The organism is Caulobacter zeae (genome assembly GCF_002858925.1).
GTDB lineage: Bacteria > Pseudomonadota > Alphaproteobacteria > Caulobacterales > Caulobacteraceae > Caulobacter > Caulobacter zeae.
On the sequence record NZ_PJRS01000011.1, the window covers coordinates 18,783 to 37,101 of the forward strand.

At 68.6% G+C, this 18,319-nt stretch carries 14 protein-coding genes; 10 read left to right on the forward strand and 4 right to left on the reverse strand.

All coding sequences use genetic code 11. The annotated features are described in order from the left end of the window. The first annotated feature begins 18 nt into the window (after positions 1-18). The 3 genes from SGCZBJ_RS04830 (at position 19) to SGCZBJ_RS04840 (ending at position 8,201) form a co-directional block, all read left to right on the forward strand. Positions 19-4,845, forward strand: a complete 4,827-nt coding sequence (locus SGCZBJ_RS04830; RefSeq protein WP_101716897.1) for an NAD-glutamate dehydrogenase — start codon at positions 19-21, stop codon at positions 4,843-4,845. A 195-nt stretch (positions 4,846-5,040) separates the two neighbouring features. Then, positions 5,041-6,240, forward strand: coding sequence for a DUF418 domain-containing protein (locus tag SGCZBJ_RS04835; protein WP_101716898.1), 1,200 nt, complete (start codon positions 5,041-5,043; stop codon positions 6,238-6,240). Positions 6,241-6,497: 257 nt separating this feature from the next. After that, a complete protein-coding gene (locus SGCZBJ_RS04840) occupies positions 6,498-8,201 on the forward strand; it encodes an alkaline phosphatase D family protein (protein ID WP_101716899.1) in 1,704 nt (567 codons plus the stop codon). A 160-nt stretch (positions 8,202-8,361) separates the two neighbouring features. On the opposite strand, the gene SGCZBJ_RS04845 is transcribed toward SGCZBJ_RS04840, so the two are convergent. Next, positions 8,362-8,988, reverse strand: coding sequence for a LysE family translocator (locus tag SGCZBJ_RS04845; protein ID WP_101716900.1), 627 nt, complete (start codon positions 8,986-8,988; stop codon positions 8,362-8,364). Next, positions 8,975-9,397 carry a phosphoribosyl-AMP cyclohydrolase gene (hisI, locus tag SGCZBJ_RS04850; protein ID WP_101717243.1) on the reverse strand — a complete coding sequence of 141 codons (423 nt, stop codon included), beginning with the start codon at positions 9,395-9,397 and terminating at the stop codon, positions 8,975-8,977. Before hisI ends, SGCZBJ_RS04845 begins: the two co-directional genes overlap by 14 nt. Positions 9,398-9,472: 75 nt before the next feature. Here hisI and SGCZBJ_RS04855 point away from each other — a divergent pair, with 75 nt between their 5' ends. The 5 genes from SGCZBJ_RS04855 to SGCZBJ_RS04870 all read left to right on the forward strand — a co-directional run bounded on the left by SGCZBJ_RS04855 (position 9,473) and on the right by SGCZBJ_RS04870 (position 11,475). Continuing rightward, positions 9,473-10,357 (forward strand): DUF817 domain-containing protein, encoded by an 885-nt coding sequence (locus SGCZBJ_RS04855; RefSeq protein ID WP_101716901.1) that lies wholly within the window; start codon positions 9,473-9,475, stop codon positions 10,355-10,357. A gap of 209 nt (positions 10,358-10,566) precedes the next feature. Further along, on the forward strand, positions 10,567-10,863 hold the full coding sequence (locus tag SGCZBJ_RS04860) for a hypothetical protein (RefSeq protein ID WP_101716902.1): 297 nt from the start codon (positions 10,567-10,569) through the stop codon (positions 10,861-10,863). Then, complete coding sequence (locus tag SGCZBJ_RS04865; protein ID WP_101716903.1) at positions 10,850-11,110, forward strand: hypothetical protein; 261 nt, start codon at positions 10,850-10,852, stop codon at positions 11,108-11,110. Before SGCZBJ_RS04860 ends, SGCZBJ_RS04865 begins: the two co-directional genes overlap by 14 nt. After that, on the forward strand, positions 11,107-11,283 hold the full coding sequence (locus tag SGCZBJ_RS25570) for a coiled-coil domain-containing protein (protein WP_165799246.1): 177 nt from the start codon (positions 11,107-11,109) through the stop codon (positions 11,281-11,283). The genes SGCZBJ_RS04865 and SGCZBJ_RS25570 overlap by 4 nt, the downstream gene beginning before the upstream one ends. Then, positions 11,284-11,475, forward strand: a complete 192-nt coding sequence (locus SGCZBJ_RS04870; RefSeq protein ID WP_101716904.1) for a hypothetical protein — start codon at positions 11,284-11,286, stop codon at positions 11,473-11,475. It abuts the gene before it with no gap. 124 nt (positions 11,476-11,599) lie between these two features. Here the strand turns inward: SGCZBJ_RS04870 and folE are convergent, their stop codons facing one another. Beyond that, positions 11,600-12,235 carry a GTP cyclohydrolase I FolE gene (folE, locus tag SGCZBJ_RS04875; RefSeq protein WP_101716905.1) on the reverse strand — a complete coding sequence of 212 codons (636 nt, stop codon included), beginning with the start codon at positions 12,233-12,235 and terminating at the stop codon, positions 11,600-11,602. A 194-nt stretch (positions 12,236-12,429) separates the two neighbouring features. On the opposite strand from folE, the gene cysS reads away from it, so the two are divergent. Beyond that, positions 12,430-13,821, forward strand: coding sequence for a cysteine--tRNA ligase (cysS, locus tag SGCZBJ_RS04880; RefSeq protein ID WP_101717244.1), 1,392 nt, complete (start codon positions 12,430-12,432; stop codon positions 13,819-13,821). 150 nt (positions 13,822-13,971) lie between these two features. Here cysS and SGCZBJ_RS04885 read toward each other — a convergent pair whose 3' ends face one another. Further along, positions 13,972-15,555: an ArnT family glycosyltransferase gene (locus SGCZBJ_RS04885; RefSeq protein WP_101716906.1), complete on the reverse strand. Its 1,584-nt coding sequence runs from the start codon at positions 15,553-15,555 to the stop codon at positions 13,972-13,974. Between the two features lie 188 nt (positions 15,556-15,743). On the opposite strand from SGCZBJ_RS04885, the gene SGCZBJ_RS04890 reads away from it, so the two are divergent. Beyond that, positions 15,744-18,182, forward strand: a complete 2,439-nt coding sequence (locus SGCZBJ_RS04890; protein WP_101716907.1) for a TonB-dependent receptor — start codon at positions 15,744-15,746, stop codon at positions 18,180-18,182. Positions 18,183-18,319 lie beyond the last annotated feature (137 nt).

Here is an 18,319-nt window from a genome sequence, read left to right on the forward strand (position 1 = left end):
AATTCGCGAGGAAATCCCATGGTCGGCGATAGTGACCGCAAGGCGAACCAACAGGCGTTCAGCGCCCAGGGCACGGCTCTGAGCGCGGCTCTGGAAACGGCTTTCGGCGGTGCGCTCACCCCTGCCCAGGCGCAGTTCGCGGCGCTGGCGTCCGAAGACTGGTCGGCCGAGGAACTACCCGGCGTCGAAGCCGGCGACGTGGCCGCCGAGCTGGCCGCCCTCTACCGTTTCGCCGAAGGCTCGGCCAACGAGGCCCTGGCCCTGCGCGTGCGCACCGCCAAGGGCGGCGACGTCCTCGAGATCGTCCAGCCCGACCGTCCCTTCCTCGTCGATTCGATCATGGGCGCCATCGCCGAGACCGGCTTCTCGGTCCGCGCCATGTTCCACCCGATGGTCGAACTCGCCGGCCAGCGCCGCTCGCTGATCCAGGTGTGGCTCGAGCCCGTCGGCGCCGACCGCGAAGAGGCCCTGCTGATCGCCGTCCGCGACGCCCTGGCCGACGCCCACCGCGCCGTCGACGACTTCGACGCCATGCGCGCCCTGATGCGCCGCACGATCGAAGAGCTGCGCGGCGCCCAGGTCGAACTCCCCGCCGAGGAGCGCGCCGAGGGCGTCGACTTCCTCGACTGGCTGGAAGGCGACCACTTCGTGTTCCTGGGCGCGCGCGTCTACGAATATCCCCGCACCGCCGACGGCGGCTACGCGGCCGAAGAGCCGCTCTACCAGCCCGAAGGCAGCCTGGGCGTCCTGCGCGACCAGACCCGCACCGTCCTGCGCCGCGAGAGCGAGCCGGCGATCCTGTCGCCGCAGGTGCGCGACCACCTGTTGCTGGGCGCCCCGCTGGTCGTGGCCAAGTCGAACCTGCGCTCCAAGGTCCACCGCCGCGGCTACATGGACTATGTCGGCGTGCGCCGCTACGGCGCCGACGGCAAGCCCTCGGGCGAGGTCCGGTTCGTCGGCCTGTTCACCGCCGAGGCCTACGAGACCCCGGCCCACGAGGTGCCGCTGATCCGCCGCAAGGTCGAGCATGTGCTGGACAAGGCCGGCAAGGATCCCGACAGCCACAACGGCAAGCGCCTGCGCAATATCCTCGAGACCTGGCCGCGCGACGAGCTGTTCCAGATCGAGGAGGGCGACCTGCTCTCCATGGCGCTCGGCGTGCTGCACCTCTACGACCGCCCGCGCGTGCGCCTGTTCACCCGCCGCGACCCGTTCGACCGTTTCATCTCGGCCCTGCTGTTCGTCCCGCGCGAGCGCTATGACTCCGGCGTGCGCCAGCGGGCCGGCGACCTGCTCAGCCAGGCCTTCGACGGCCGCGTCTCGGCCTATTATCCCAGCTTCTCGGACGCGCCCCTGGCCCGGGTGCACTACATCCTCGGCGTCAAGCCGGGCGTGCATCCCGAGCCGGACCTGGCCGCGCTGGAAGCGGCCATCGCCGAGACCACCCGCACCTGGGACGACCGCTTCGAGGCCATCGTCCGCGAGCGCGGCGCCACCCGCCCGGTGGTCGACACCCTGGCCCGCTGGGCCGGCGCCTTCCCGCCCGGCTACCGTGACCAGTACGACGCGCCCGAGGCCCTGGCAGACATCGCCGTCGTCGACGACCTGAAGGCCGGCGAGGCCGTGCGCGTGCGGGCCTTCCGCCGCGACGGCGACGACGCCATGACCTTCCGCTTCAAGCTCTATCGTCCGGGCGCGGCCGCGCCGCTGGCCGACGTGCTGCCGATCCTCGAGCACATGGGCCTCAAAGCCCTGATCGAGGACGGCTTCAAGCTGAAGCCGACCATCGACGGCCTCAAGGCCCCGACCTGGGTGCACGAGTTCGTGCTGCGCGACGAGCAGGGCGAGCATCTGTCCTTCGCCGACATCAAGTCGGCCTTCGAGGCCGCCTTCGTCGCCATCTGGACGGGCCGCGCCGAAAGCGACGGCTTCAACCGCTTGGTGCTGGAGCTCGGCGTCGACTGGCGCGAGGCCGCCCTGGTGCGCGCCCTGGCCCGCTATCGCCAGCAGACGGGACTGGACCCGTCGCAGGCGGTGCAAGAGGCCGCCCTGGCCGACAATCCGGGCGTCGCGCGCCTGATCCTGGATCTCTTCCGCATCAAGTTCGACCCGGCCATCGCCGCCGACCTCGCCGCGCGCAAGGAGCAGGCCGCCGCCGTCGCCGACAAGATCACCGAGGCCCTGCAGGCGGTCGAAAGCCTCGACGCCGACCGAGCCCTGCGCCGCATCGCCGCCCTCGTCGGCGCCATCCAGCGCACCAACTTCTACCAGGCCGGCGAGGATGGGGCCGCCAAGCCGCACATCAGCTTCAAGATCGCCTCGCGCGAACTGGCCGACCTGCCGGCGCCCAAGCCCTATCGCGAGATCTTCGTCTCGGCCCCGCACGTCGAGGGCGTGCACCTGCGCTTTGGCCCCGTCGCCCGCGGCGGCCTGCGCTGGTCCGACCGTCGCGACGATTTCCGCACCGAAGTGCTCGGCCTGGTGAAGGCCCAGCAGGTCAAGAACGCGGTCATCGTGCCGGTCGGCTCGAAGGGCGGCTTCTATCCCAAGCAGCTGCCGCGCGGCGGCGACCGCGACGCGATCCAGGCCGAAGCCATCCGCGCCTACAAGACCTTCCTGTCGGGCCTTCTGGACATCACCGACAACATCGACGCCGACAACCAGGTGATCGCCCCGCCGGCCGTGGTCGTCCACGACGGTGAGGATCCCTACCTGGTCGTCGCCGCCGACAAGGGCACGGCCACCTTCTCCGACATCGCCAACGGCCTGGCGGAAAGCTACGGCTTCTGGCTGGGCGACGCCTTCGCGTCGGGCGGGTCGGTCGGCTACGACCACAAGGTCATGGGCATCACCGCCCGCGGCGCCTGGGAAGCGGTCAAGCGCCACTTCCGCGAACTGGGCAAGGACATCCAGGCCGAGCCCTTCACCGTGGTCGGCGTGGGCGACATGTCGGGCGACGTGTTCGGCAACGGCATGCTGCTGTCCAAGCAGACCAAGCTGCTGGCCGCCTTCGACCACCGTCACATCTTCCTCGATCCCGATCCGGATCCGGCCGTCTCGTGGGCCGAACGCGACCGCATGTTCAAGCTGCCGCGCTCGTCCTGGGCCGACTATGACGCCAGCAAGCTCTCCAAGGGCGGCGCCATCGTGCCGCGGAACCAGAAGGAGATCCCGCTGTCGCCCGAGGTCCAGGCCATGCTGGACCTGAAGGCCGCCAGCGTCTCGCCGGCCGAGCTGATGACCGCGATCCTTAAGTCGCGCGCCGAGCTGCTCTATCTCGGCGGCATCGGCACCTATGTGAAGGCCAAGGGCGAGACCAACGCCGAGGCCGGCGACAAGGCCAACGACGCCATCCGCGTCAACGGCGCCGACCTGCGGGTCAAGGTGGTGGGCGAGGGCGCGAACCTTGGCCTCACCCAGGCCGGCCGCATCGAGTTCGCGCAGGCCGCCGGGCATCTCAACACCGACGCCATCGACAACAGCGCCGGCGTCGACAGCTCCGACCACGAGGTCAACATCAAGATCCTCACGGGCCTGCTGGAACGTTCGGGCGAGCTGACCCGACCGGACCGCAACACGCTGCTGGCCTCGATGACCGACGACGTGGCCCATCACGTGCTGGAGCACAACTACGACCAGACCCTGGCGCTGACCCTGCTGGAAAGCGACAGCGCCGAGGAACTCGAGGCCCACGCCCGCTTCATGAGCGAGCTGGAGGCCCGCGGCCGCCTGGACCGCAAGGTCGAGGGCCTGCCCGAGGCCGCCGTGCTGGCCGACCGCGCCCAGGCCAAGAAGGGCCTGACCCGTCCTGAACTGGCCGTGCTGCTGGCCTACGGCAAGCTCGACCTGTTCGACGACATCATCGCCTCGCGCGCGCCGGACGATCCCTGGTTCGAAGCCACCCTGCGCGGCTACTTCCCCAAGGCGCTCGATAAGTACGCCGACGCCATGCAGAAGCACCGCCTGAAGCGCGAGATCATCGCCACGGTGGTCGGCAACCAGATGGTCAACATGTGCGGCCCGACCTTCCCGAGCCGCCTGAAGGCCGCCGCCGGCTGCGACGTCGAGGCCCTGGTGGTCGGCTTCGCCGCCGCCCGCCAGATCCTGGGCGTCGACGCCCTGTGGGACCAGGTCTCGGCGCTGGACAACAAGGCCGAGGCCGAGGGCCAGACCGCGCTTTACAAGGCGCTGGCCTATGCGCTGCGCAGCCTGACCTTCTGGCTGGCCCGCCGGGCCTTCCGCGACAAGTCCAGCGTCCAGCAGCTGGTCGAGGCCTATGGCTCGTCGGTGGCGGCCCTGAAGGGTCTCACCCCGGCCATCCTGTCGAGCTTCGAGCAGAAGACCACGGCCAAGCGCGCCAAGGCCTATGTCGCCGACGGCGCCCCGCAGCAACTCGCAGAAGCGGTCGCGGCCCTGCAGCCGGTGACCACGGCCGCCGACCTCGTCGACCTGGGCAACGCGTCCAGCTGGTCGGTCGAGAACGTCGCCCGCCTCTATCACCAGGTCGGCGCGGCGCTGGGCTTCGACCGCCTGCGCTGGGCGGCCGGCCAGTTCGTCGGCGGCGACAGCTTCGAGCGCCTGGCCGTCCGTCGCCTGATCGAGGACCTGCTGTTCGAACAGGCCGCCATCACCCAGGCGGTGCTGAAGTTCGCCGCCAACGCCCAGGCCGGCGATGACGAAAGCTCGGCCAAGGCCGCGGTGGCTTCCTGGGCCGCCCTGCGCGCCGACCGCGTCAAGGCCGCCAAGCGCACGGTTGAAGACATCGAGCAGGCCGGCGGCGGCTGGACCTTCGCCAAGCTCACCATCGCCAACGCGGCGCTGCGCGAGCTGTCGGTGCAGGGGTAAAACTCCACCCCTCCCCCTTGATGGGGGAGGGGGAGGGGCAGGGGTGGGGGTGAGTACGACGGCGGACGCTTGGCCTCGTCCAAATCAGCAACCACCCCCATCCCCGACCCTTCCCCCATCAAGGGGGAAGGAAGAACGGGGGGCTACCCGCCGCCCGCGACGCAGGTCACCATCCCGCCGATTCCCGGGGGATCCATGGCCGCTGACAAAGACCGCATCATCCTGCTCGACGCCCTGCGGGGGCTGGGCGTGCTGGGCATCCTTCTGTGCAATGCGCCGGGCTTCGCGTTTCCGATGGAGCTCAGCGACAGCGTCCGGGCCTGGCCGTTCGGGGCGGGGGCCGAGACCATGTCGGTGTGGCTGGTCACCCAGTGGCTGTTCCAGCGCAAGTTCGTCACCCTGTTCTCGATGCTGTTCGGCATCTCGATGTTCCTGGTCGGGGGCGAGAAGGGGTCCGCTTCGAAAGGAGGGAGCGGCAAGGGCGGGGTGCTGTATCGGCGCCTGGGCTGGCTTCTGGTGTTCGGGATCGTCCACGGTTTCGCGATCTGGTGGGGCGACGTGCTGTTGAGCTACGCCCTGGCAGGCTTCGCCGTGGCCCAGGCCCGTTCGTGGCCGGCCCGCAAGTTGCTGTCCTGGGGGATCGGCCTGTGGGTCGCCTTCTCGCTGGTCACCCTCCTGGGCCTTGGCCTGCTGGCCTCGACGCCGCCGGCCGAGGTCATGGGAGACGCCGCCGAGGAGGCCGTTCGCGGCGCCGCCGCCATCGCCGCCTATCGCGGCGATTTCCTGTCGTCTCTGGCCATCAACGCCCGCGAGCGGCTGGAGACCCTGCCCTACGAGCCGATCATCTTCCTGCTGACGACCGCCCTGATGATGATCGGCCTGGGCGCCTACAAGAAGGGCGTGTTCACCGGGGCGGCCTCGGGGCGGACCTACGGCGTGCTGATCGCCATCGGCCTTGCGGCGCTGGCCCTCGTCGGCTGGCCGCATTTCGCCTTCGTGCTGAACGGCATGCAGGAGCGCGACCTTCGCCTGGCCGAGGGGCTGCAGATGGTCACCGCGCCACTCACCACCCTGGCCTATGTCGGGCTGATGGCCCTGGCGGCGCGCTCGGCCGGGTTCTGGCGCAAGATCCCCGCCGTCCTGGCGCCCGTCGGCCAGATGGCCTTCACCAACTACATCGCCCAGTCGCTGGTCATGACTGCGATCTTCTACGGCGGCCGCGGCCTTGGCCTCTACGCCCGCCTCGACCGCCCGGCCCTGGCCCTGATCGTCGTCGCGCTGTGGATCGCCCAGGTGCTGTGGTCGCGCTGGTGGCTGGATCGCTTTTCCATGGGCCCGCTGGAGTGGGTGTGGCGGCGGCTCTATCGCGGGCCGACGGCTTTGAGGCGTTCATAAATTCTCGTCATTCCCGCCCTTGTGGCGGGAACCCCTGGTTCCGCTGACACGTGAAGTTCAAGCGGCGTGCCGAGCACGCCGCCCCATCTGCTCCAGCGGCTGACCGAGAGGTTCCCGCCACAAGGGCGGGAATGACGGGAGGATGGGGACGGAGGATCTTCTCTCCCCGAATAACCCTGTGCGTCATAAGGTTGTCGCGGGCCGACGCTAACGCGACCGACGAGACGTCGCGGGCGTCCAGTCGGGGAGTGCGTTGCATGAAGATCGATCGTCGCGGGCTTCTGGCCCTGCTCGGCACGGGCGCGGCTACGCCGGTCGCCGCCGCCGTTCCCAAGACCTTCGAGGGCGAGGTCGCCTTCGCCCATGGTCTGGCCTCGGGCGATCCGCTGGCCGACCGGGTGATCCTGTGGACCCGCGTCTCGGCCGAGGGCGCCACCGCTCCCGTCGCCCTGCGCTGGGAGGTGGCCACCGACGAAGGCTTCAAGACCATCGTCGCCCAGGGCCAGACCCAGACGGACGCCGGCCGGGACTGGACGGTCAAGGTCGACGCGACGGGCCTGAAGCCGGGCACGGACTATTACTTCCGCTTCCGCCCGCTGAAGGCCGGCAAGCCGGTCGGCGAGGGCATCGTCGGCCGCACCCGCACCCTGCCGCAGGGCTCGGTGAAGGACGTGGTCCTGGCCGTGGCCTCCTGCTCGCTCTATCCGAACGGCTACTTCACCGCCTACGACGCCATCGCCAGGCTGCCGCGCGTCGATGCGGTGCTGCACCTGGGCGACTACATCTACGAGTACGGCGGCGGTCCCAAGGACTACGGCATGAACTCGCCGGTCGCCGCCCAGCGCCAGCCCGATCCGCTGCACGAGATCGTCAGCCTTGGCGACTATCGTCGCCGCCACGCCCTCTACAAGACCGACCCGATGCTGCAGGCCGCCCACGCCCGCGCGCCGTGGATCGTGGTCTGGGACGACCACGAGACCGCCAACGACAGCTGGGTCGGCGGGGCCGAGAACCACGATCCGGACAAAGGCGAAGGCGACTGGGCCGCGCGCAAGGCCGCCGCCCTGAAGGCCTATTACGAGTGGATGCCGATCCGCGAGCCCTCGGCCGGCTCTCTGCCGGAAGCCGCCTGGCGTCGCTTCCAGTTCGGCGACATCGCCACCCTCCTGATGGTCGAGACCCGCCTCACCGCCCGCACCGAGCAGCTGGACTACGCCAAGGACCTGGCCTTCACCGCAGACGGCAAGCCGCAGGTCGAGGCCTTCGTCGCCAAGTGGAAGAATCCCGCCCGCCGTATGATGGGCGAGGGCCAGGAGCAGTGGCTGGCCCGCGAGGTCGACGCCTCGGTCAAGGCCGGCACCGCCTGGCAGGTGCTGGGCAACCAAGTGGTCATGGCCCGCGTGGCCGCCCCCAACCTCAAGGCCACGATGGGGCCTGAGAAGTTCGACGCCATGGTCGCAGCCCTGCCCGACTACGCCAGGGGCCGGGTCGCCAAGAGCGTGGCCATGTCGGCCTTCGACATCCCGTCCAACCTCGACGCCTGGGACGGCTATCCGGTCGATCGCCAGCGGGTCTACGACATCTTCAAGGCCAGCAAGGCCGCCCCGATCGTGCTGGCCGGCGACAGCCACATGTTCTGGGCCAACGAGCTGTGGGACGACGCCGGCTCCACCCGCGTCGCCGCCGAGTTCGGCGCCACCTCGATCACCTCGCCCGGCTACGGCGACCTGATGCCCGGCGCCCCGATCGGCGAGGCCTTCGTCCAGCGCAATCGCGAGGTCAAGTACGCCCACCCCAGCGCCAAGGGCTTCGTCCTGCTGACCCTGGAAAAGGGCCGCGCGACCGGCCAGCTGGTGGCGGTGTCGACCATCCTGTCGACTGACTACACCACCAGCGTGCTCAAGACCTTCGTGGTCACTCCGGCGGACGGCGGCGGGGTGGGGGCGCTCAGCGAAGGGTAATCCCCTCAAATCTCCCGTCATTCCCGCCCTTGTGGCGGGAACCCCTGGTTCCGCTCGCAGGTGAGGCGCAAGCGGACTGCTCGGCAGTCCGCCCCATCCGCCATTGCGGCTGACAGAGGGTTTCCCGCCACAAGGGCGGGAATGACGGGAAGTATGGTGGCTACCGCCGCTCCAGCGCCAGCCTCAGCCCGAACGCGATGAACACCCCGCCGCTGATGCGGTCGAGCCACCGCACGACGGCGGCCTCGCGCAGCAAGCCGGCCAGCGGCGCGGTGGCGGCGATCAGGAGGCCGGCCCAGGCCAGGCCCAGCAGCACGTGGATCCCGGCCAGCATCGTGCCGAACACGCCGGGGCTGGCGCCCGCCGGCACGAACTGCGGCAGGAACGAGATGTAGAACACCCCGACCTTCGGATTGAGCAGGTTGGTGAACAGCCCGCGCCGGAACGAGTCCGCCAGGCCGCCGCCGGTGGGCGACACCGCGCCCGGCTCGAAGCGGTCGCGCGGCTTCCACAGCATCTTGGCGCCCATCCAGACCAGGTAGGCCGCGCCGGCCCATTTCAGCGCCGTATAGGCCAGTTCCGAGGCGGTCAGCAGCGCCCCGGCCCCGAAGGCCGCGGCCATGCCCCAGACCAGGCAGCCCATGCCGATGCCCATGGCCGCCGCCGCCGCCCGGCGCGGGCCTTCCGTGGCTGCGCTGCGCAGCACCAGGGCGGTGTCGAGACCCGGGGTGATGGTCAGCAAGGACGCGGCCAGGGTGAAGGCCAGCAGGGCCTCAGGTGTGGTCATGGACGTGCTCTTCCTCGCGCTCGACCAGCTGGCCGTTCTCCCACACCCGATAGAAGCACGAGCGGAAGCCCACGTGGCAGGCCCCGCCGTCGCCCTGCGGCCGCACCTTGATGACCACGGCGTCCTGGTCGCAGTCGATGCGAACCTCGGTGACGATCTGCAGCTGGCCGCTGGTCTCGCCCTTCTTCCACAGGCCGTTGCGCGAGCGGCTGAAGTAGTGGGCCACGCCCGTGTCCAGCGTCAGCTTCAGGGCCTCGTCGTTCATCCAGGCGAGCATCAGGATCTCGCCGGTGTCGGCATGCTGGGCCACCGCCGCCACCAGGCCATTGGCGTCGAAACGCGGGGCCAGGGCGACGCCCCGTTCCAGGGCCTGCTTGTCGGGGGCGGAGGGGAAGATCTGGCTGGTCATCAAAGACATATGGCGCATCACCCCTGGTTTGGGCTAGCCTCCGCGCACCGGCGGGGGACGGGAACGACAGGGACGATGGACCTCAAGTCCAGGATCAAGGATGGCGTGGCGGCGCTGGACCGCCAAGCGCGTCCGTGGGCGCAGCGCTCGAAGGCCAACGAATGGGCCTACGAGTTCCTGCTGTTCGGCCTGAAGCAAGCTTGGGCCTGCCTGTTCGGCGGCCTGATGCTGGTGCTGCTGGTCGGCACCTACCTGTTCTGGCCGCACGACGCGGCCCTGGCCCGCTACGACTTCCTCGTCATCGCCTCGGTCGCCATCCAGGCGATGCTGATCCTGCTCAAGCTGGAGCGCTGGGACGAGGCGGCGGTGATCCTGATCTTCCACCTGGTCGGCACGGCCATGGAGATCTTCAAGACCGCCCACGGCTCTTGGATCTATCCCGAGGCCAGCGTCCTGCGGATCGGCGACGTGCCGCTGTTCACCGGCTTCATGTACGCCTGCGTCGGCAGCTACATCGCCCGTATCTGGCGATTGTTCGACATCACCTTCATCCGCTACCCGCCGTTCTGGAGCGCCCACGTCCTGGCGGTGCTGATCTATCTGAATTTCTTCACCCACCACTATGTCACCGACATGCGGCTGGGGCTGTTCGCCCTGTCGGCCCTTTTGTTCGGCCGCACCTGGTTCGTGTTCACGCCCGACCGCGTGCAGCGCCGTATGCCGATGCTGCTGGGCCTGATGCTGGTGGCGCTGTTCATCTGGCTGGCCGAGAACCTCGGCACCGCCGCCGGGGCCTGGATCTATCCCAGCCAGCGCGAGGGTTGGCACATGGTGCCGATCGAGAAGCTGGGCGCCTGGTACCTGCTGATGACCATCAGCTTCGTGCTGGTCAGCCTCGTCCACCGCCCCCTCGACGCCTGTGTCGAACGCCTGCGCGAAGGCATCCGGGCGGCGGCCTGATCGCCGGAGAAACTTCGGCGGGGGCGGCCTGGACGTGGTATAAAGGGTCATGCGCCGGAGAGCGCTAGACGAGGCTCGTTCGCGACGCCCTCGACCTGCTCGGCGATTTGTCGATCCCATCCGTTTCTGTTCATCGCCGCCGACGTTCGGCGCGAAACCCCCCGTTGTCGGGGGCGCGACGACGCCTGCGACGCGCCTGGAGGATTTTTATGGCCCGTCTCAAGACCATCGACGAACGCCCGCCGCGCCTGGCGCGCGACCTGCGCCTGCTGAGGCTCTCCGACGCCCTGCGCCGCTACGCGGTCAGGCTCCAGCCCGACGTCAACGCAGCCGGCCTGCTGGTCCATCGGGCCTTCGCGGCGGCCTTCGCCAAGCCGGTGCGCCCTGGCGGCGGCGAGGCGGCCAGAACGATGGAGGCCGGGCTGCGCGACCATGTCGACCGCAATCTGGCCGACGTCGATGCCAAGGCTTCCTCCAACTCGCCGGCGCCTCATGACCGATCGTGATCCTCCACGTCGTTCGCCTTTCGGCCGTCACGACTACGAGCTGACCTACGGCTGGCGTGACGAGGCGCTGAACGTGACCATCGGGGGCAAGCTGGCGACGCCGCCAGTTATCGGCGACGTCTACACGCTGGGTTCCCCAGACGGCATCCAGGACTTCACCGTGGTGCATCTCAGTCGTGAGGGCGGCCGCGGCTGGCTGGCCCGCTGTACGGCCACGCCCTACGACGGTCATGGAGGCGAGCGGTGAGCGACGATCTCGACCAGTTGCGACGCGAGAACGAGTATCTCAAGCGTCGGAACGCCCAGCTGCAAGCCGAGGCCTCGGATCTGGCCAGCGAGGTTTTGCGGCTGCAGCAGCATCTGAGCCGCCTGGCCGTGCGCGCCGTCACGGCGCCCAATCCCCTGTCGGGAGGACAATAGATGGGCCTGCCGCCCCACCACGTCGCCGCCCTGCGCAACCTGGCGCGCAAGAAGCTCGGCCACGACGTCGACTGGATCAACATCTCCGACGCTCGGGCCCTGACCGACCAGGGGCTGGCCGAACGCGGCCGCACCGGCTGGGTGATCACCCGGGCCGGCGAGGCGGCGCTTTCGGAGCACGAGCGGGGTTAAACGCCGGATCCTCCCCCTTTGGGGGAGGTGGCCCAGAGGGCCGGAGGGGGTAGCGCGGCATTGGCCATGAAACCCCCTCAGTCGCTTCGCGACAGCTCCCCCGGAGGGGGAGCATCTTTGCGGCCTACTTCCGCACCAGGTCCATGAACCGCTGCTGCAGGACCTTGTCGGTCTTGAACACGCCGCGGAACTGGGTGGTGATGGTCGAGACGTCGTGGTGGTGCACGCCGCGGGTCGACATGCACTGGTGCTCGGCGTCGATCAGTACGGCCACGCCGGCGGCCGAGAGGTGGTCCTCGATGGCGTCGGCGACCTGCATGGTCATGGTTTCCTGGGTCTGCAGGCGCTTGGCGTAGATCTCGACCAGGCGCGCCAGCTTCGACAGGCCCACGACCTTGCCGGTGGGCATGTAGGCCACCCAGGCCTTGCCCAGGAACGGCGCCATGTGGTGCTCGCAGTGGCTCTGCACGTCGATACCGCGCAGCATGACCATGTCGTCATAGCCCTGCACGTCCTCGAAAGTGCGCGACAGTTCCTTGGCCGGGTCGCCGTCATAGCCGGCGAACCACTCGCCATAGGCGTCGACCACGCGCTGGGGCGTGTCGAGCAGGCCTTCGCGGTCGGGGTTGTCGCCGGCCCAGGCCAGCAGCGTGCGCACGGCGGCCATGGCTTCGTCGCGGGTGGGGCGCTGGGCGGGTTCAAGATCAAGACCGGTGTCGTCAGAGCCGATCAGGGTTCGCTCGCGGGTCAGGGCGTCCATGTTTTCGCGGGGTTTCTTTCCACGGGCTGAGTTGCGCCAGGACGCCTGTCGCCCTGGAATTACGCGTGCCACCCGTTAAAGGGCGCGCCCCTCCCGTCGTTAAAGACGTGGTTCGAAGGCGCGCACCTCGCTATATGGGTCCGGTTTTTCGTTCCGACAACACCCTTCCGCTGCGTCAAGGCGACCGACTTTTCATGACCATCACGCTCTACGACACCATGGCGCGCGAGAAGCGCGACTTCGTTCCCGCCGATCGTGACCGGGTGACGATGTATGTCTGTGGACCGACGGTCTACGGCTACGCACACATCGGCAACTTCCGTCCGGTGGTGGCCTTCGACGTGCTGTTCCGCCTGCTGCGCCACGAATTCGGCGACGAGGCGGTGGTCTATGCGCGCAACGTCACCGACGTCGACGACAAGATCAACAAGAAGGCCGCCGACGAGGGCGTCGAGATCAAGGTCATCACCGACCGCTATCTCGCCGCCTACCACCAGGACGCCGATGCGCTGGGCGCGCTTCGCCCGACGCTGGAGCCCAAGGCCACCGACCACATCGGCGCCATCGTCGAGATGATCGGCAAGCTGGTCGACAATGGCTCGGCCTACGCCGCCGACGGCCACGTGCTGTTCGACACCCAGAGCTTCCCCGACTACGGCCAGCTTTCCGGCCGGCCGCTCGACGAGATGATCGCCGGCGCCCGCGTCGAGGTCGCGCCCTACAAGCGCCACCCGGCCGATTTCGTGCTGTGGAAGCCGTCCAAGGAGAACGAGCCGGAGTGGGAAAGCCCCTGGGGCGCGGGCCGTCCCGGCTGGCACATCGAGTGCTCGGCGATGATCGACAAGCAGCTAGGCCTGCCGATCGACATCCACGCCGGCGGCATCGACCTGCAATTCCCCCACCATGAGAACGAGGTGGCGCAAGGGCGCTGCGCCCACGGCCTGCCGACCTACGCCCGCTACTGGATGCACAACGGCTTCCTCGACATGGCCGGCGAGAAGATGTCCAAGAGCCTGGGCAACGTCATCATCCCGCACGAGCTGGTCAAGACCACGCCGGGCGAGGTGGTGCGCTGGGCCCTGCTGAGCGCTCACTACCGCCAGCCGCTGGACTGGACGCCCGAGCTGCTGGAACAGAGCCGCAAGTCGCTGGACCGCCTCTACGGCGCCCTGCGCCGCGCCAAGGACGTCGTTCCCGACCAGGCCGTCGAGGCCCCGCAGGAGGTGATGGACGCCCTGTGCGACGACCTCAACACCCCGGCCGCCGTGGCCAAGCTGTTCGAGGTTTCCAGCGCCATCGAGAAGGCCGTCACCGCCGGCGACCTGACCGAGGTGGCGATCCACAAGTCGCGCCTGCTCGAGGCCGGCGCCCTGATGGGCTTCCTGCAGGCCGATCCCGACAGCTGGTTCGAAGGCGACGCCTCCGACGAGCTGAAGGCCCAGGTCGAAGACCTGCTGGCCCGCCGCGTCGCCGCCCGCGCCGCCAAGGACTGGACCGCCGCCGACGCCATCCGCGGCGAACTCGACGCCTTGGGCGTGGTGGTCATGGACAGCCCGACCGGCGCCACCTGGCGGATGAAGGACTGAGGCCTTTTCCTTCTCCCCTTGCGGGAGAAGGTGTCGGCGAAAGCCGACGGATGAGGGTTTTTCAAAAGCAGGACGCCGCGAAAGCTGATCGGCTTTCGCGGCGTTCTCGTCTCGGCGTGCATCTCCTCCCCCGGGCAACGGGGGAGGAGCTTACCGCGCCGTCGACCCGCCGTTCTCCGGATCCGGGGGCAGCCCCGTCTTCGGATCGCGGGGCACGGGCGCAAAGCCCTCGGCGATGAACAGGTCCGTCCGCCGGTTGCGCTTGGCGTCCAGCCGCACGCGGACGATCTCGTCGCCCGAATGGGCCTTGAAGTCCTGCTCGATCTTGGATCGGTAGACCCCCTCCAGGCTGGCGACCAGCGCCCGGCGGCCATACTCGGGCGTCAGCGGGGCCTCGGTCTCGGCCTGGTTCTGCGGATGGGCCTCGTGCACCCAGATACGCAGCGGCGGGGCGCCGAACGTGCCCCAGTAGTCGCGGCCGTAATAGGCCGCCACGTTGAACAGGAAGCGGTCGTCCACGGCCACGGCGGTCACGCCGACGCCGGCCTGCTCCTCGCGGGCCCGGTCGATGATCGCCTGCACCGTCTGGTCCCAGCCGCGCACCCGCTTGAAGCTGTTGGACAGGCCGATGTTGTCGGCCAGGCGCGGGTTGGTCAGGCAGGCCAGGAACAGGCCCGCGAACACGCCCTGAACGGCCAGGCCCGCGATCAGCCATTTGCGGGCGCCCCAGCGCATCATCCAGCCGGCCGCCAGCACCGAGCCGGCGACATAGGCGGCGGCCGCCCAGTTGGCGTTGGCGCGGCTGACGAAGGCCTGGCCGGCCACGGTCAGCAGGGGGGGCAAAGCAAAGCACAGCAGCAGCACGTCGGCCGGCGCCAGCTTGCGGCGCACCGCCAGCACGATCCCGCCGCCCAGCAGCACGCCGAAGGGCAGGGGGCCGAACACCCCGAACTGCGAGCCGACGAACTCGACCAGCTCACGCGGGTTGAACAGCGAGTGCGAGCCCCAGTTGGCGTTGGCGGCGGTGTGCTCGACCGTGGCGAACTTGTGGGCGGCGTTCCAGATCACATTCGGAGCGAAGACGGCGATCAGTACGCCGAAGAAGGCCAGGGCCATCGGCCAGGTCCAGACCTTGCGGGCCTCGCGCGACAGGGCCAGGTGCGCGCCGATGCTGGCCAGCACATAGACCGCCGCGTACTTCGACAGGAAGGCCAGGCCCAGCGCCGCGCCCAGGCCCGCCGCGACCAGCAGGCGCTTGCGACCGGCTTCAGCGGCCGGCAGCGAGACATAGGCCCAGATCGTCAGAGCCAGGAAGAACAACAGCGGCGCGTCGGTGCCGATCACCGCCGACGACAGGGCCACGCCCGGCATCAGGGCATAGACCGCCGCGGCCGCCAGGCCGGTCCAGCCGCCATAGAGCCTGCGGGCGATGCGATGCAGCACCAGGGCCGTGGCGCCGTGCAGCAGCGGCGCGCCCACCCGCAGCCAGGCCTCGGCGTCGCCGCCGATCTGAGTGGTCAGCCAGATCACCCACGCGACCATCGGCGGCTTGGAGTAGTAGCCGAAGTCCAGGGTGCGCGACCAAAGCCAGTATTGGGCTTCGTCCGGGTACAACTCCAGCGGTGTCGAAAAAATCGCCAGAACCCGGACGATTGTCAAAAGGCCCACCGCGATGAGGGTGAGGCGCCAGGCGCGGGCTTCTGAATCCAAGGCGGGCAAGGCGGTAGCGGTCATGCCCTCTCCTTAGCCAAGTAAGTGAAATCTGACCAATCGTTCCGCAAACAACCGTCGTTGTGGCAGTTTCTGGGCGATCGTGGCGTTTCCGTCACCAAACCTTCGAAATGTTTCGCTAAACCCCCGGAACGATGCGGATTGATGCTCACCTTTAGGGCTCGCGTCAAAGAATGAGGGGATCCTTCGATATGAACACGAAAAAAATCGCCTGCCTGGCGTCGACCGCGCTGGTCGGCAGCCTGCTGGCGGCTACCGCCGCTTTCGCCCAGTCGACCGGTTCGTCGGAAGTCGACCAGGTTGTCGTCACCGCCGCCCGCGCTCGGGCCATCGCCGGCCAGGTCCAAGAAACCCTGCCGAAGTCGCGCGCCACGATCGACGGCGCGTACCTGCAGAACCAGGCCACCGGCCAGAACATCTTCCAGTCGCTGAACCAGCTTCCGGGCGTCAGCTTCACCAACAACGACCCGTACGGCTCGTCGGGCGGCAACCTGCGCCTGCGCGGCTTCGACGGTAACCGCGTCTCGGTCACCTTCGACGGCGTTCCGCTGAACGACACCGGCAACTACGCCGTGTACCCCAACCAGATGCTGGACCCCGAGCTGATCAGCCGCGCCAGCGTCAACCTGGGCGCCACCGACGTCGACAGCCCGACCGCTTCGGCCACCGGCGGCACGATCAACTACACCACCCGTCTTCCGGGCACTGAAGCCGGCGGCATCGCCACCGCTTCGTTCGGCTCGAACAACTATCACCGCGGCTTCCTGATGCTGGAAAGCGGCGAAGTCGGCCCGCTCGGCACCCGCGTCTTCGTCGCCGGCAGCTACCAGAAGTACGACAAGTTCAAGGGCCCGGGCGAACTGGAGAAGAAGCAGTTCAACGCTCGCCTCTACCAGCCGATCGGCGACAACGGCGACTTCGTCAGCCTGGCCGCCAACTACAACATCAACCGCAACAACAACATCCGCGCCCTGACGCTGTCGGACTTCCGTAACTTCGGCAAGGACTACGACTTCGACGCGACCTGCCCGGCCATCAGCGCCGGCAACTGCGCCAACTTCTACGGTCGCCAGGTCAACCCGTCGAACACCGGCAGCATCCGCGGCGCCGGCCTGTTCCACGTCGCCGACAACCTGCGCCTGACCGTCGACCCGTCGTTCTCCTACACCCTGGCCGACGGCGGCTCGCAGCTGGGCACGATCAGCGAGACCGACGGTCGCGTCCGCGGCACCCGCTTCGGCTCGATCACCGGCTTCGACCTGAACGGCGACGGCGACACCACCGACACCGTCGCGTTCTTCGCGCCGTCGGTCACCAACACCCGCCGCTACAGCCTGACCACCTCGCTGATCTGGGACATCAACCCCCAGAACCGCATCCGCGTGGCCTACACCGGCGACTACGGCCGTCACCGTCAGACGGGTGAATTCACCTACCTGAACCCGGATGGCACCACGACCAACGTGTTCGGCGGCAAGGAAGGCCACGGCAAGACCGTCGCCACGGCCGACGGCAGCATCCTGCGCAACCGCGACCGTTTCTCGATCGCCCAGCTGAACCAGGTCGCGGCTGAATACGTCGGCAAGTTCTACGACAACCGCCTGGTCGTGAACGCCGGCCTGCGCGCCCCGTTCTTCAAGCGTGAACTGAACCAGTTCTGCTACACGACCAACGCCTCGACCCTCCCGGGCGTCGTCACCGGCTTCAACGTGATCTGCACCACGCAGACCCCGAATGCCGCCGCCGCTGACGGTTCGGTCACCTTCGGCACCTCGGCCACGAAGTACATCGCGCCGTGGGCCGCCACCGTGAAGTACGACAAGGTCCTGCCGAACGCCGGCCTGACCTACCAGATCGCGCCGGGCCACTCGGTCTACACCAGCTACGCCGAGGGCTTCTCGTCGCCGCGGACCGACAACCTCTACACCGCGACCCTGGTCAACGGTAAGGGCGCTCCGGCCGACACCCAGCCGGAAACCACCCGCACCTTCGACGTCGGCTACCGCTACGCCTCGGGCCAGCTGCTGGCCACCGTCGCGGCGTGGAGCACGAAGTACAAGAACCGCATCGTGCAGTCGTACGATCCGGACCTGGGCATCAGCATCGACCGCAACGTCGGCGACGTCGACGCCTTCGGCCTGGACACCCAAGCCGCCTGGCGCCTGGCCGACTACCTGACCGTCACGGCGTCGTACTCGTACAACAACAGCGAGATCCAGTCGGACCTGGTCAACGGCGCCGCCGCCGGCAACATCCTGCCGCTGAAGGGCAAGCAGATCGTCGAAACCCCGACGCACACCTTCGGTGGTCGTCTGGACTGGGACATCACCGAGAAGCTGCACTTCGGCGTGCAGGGCAAGTTCACCGGCGACCGCTACTCGACCGACGTGAACGACGAAGTCGCTCCGCACTACACCGTGTGGGATCTCGACGTGCGTTACGAACTGCCGTTCGCCGAGCGCACCTACGCGCAACTGAACGTCACCAACCTGTTCGACGAGACCTACTTCGGTTCGATCAGCTCGCGCACCAACGCCCTGCCGGTCACCGGCGTCACGGGCGTCGGCGCTCCGACCTACTACATCGGCGCTCCGCGCACCGTGCAGTTCACCCTGCGCACGGAGTTCTAAGACCTGCGCATCCCCTCCGGATGCACGGGAAGGGCGGCTCTTCGGAGCCGCCCTTTTTCTTTTGTCGCAGCAATTTGCTAGAAGGCGCGCTTGACCCCCGGGCCATCCGGGGCCATCTGCGCCCCTCGTTTTGACCA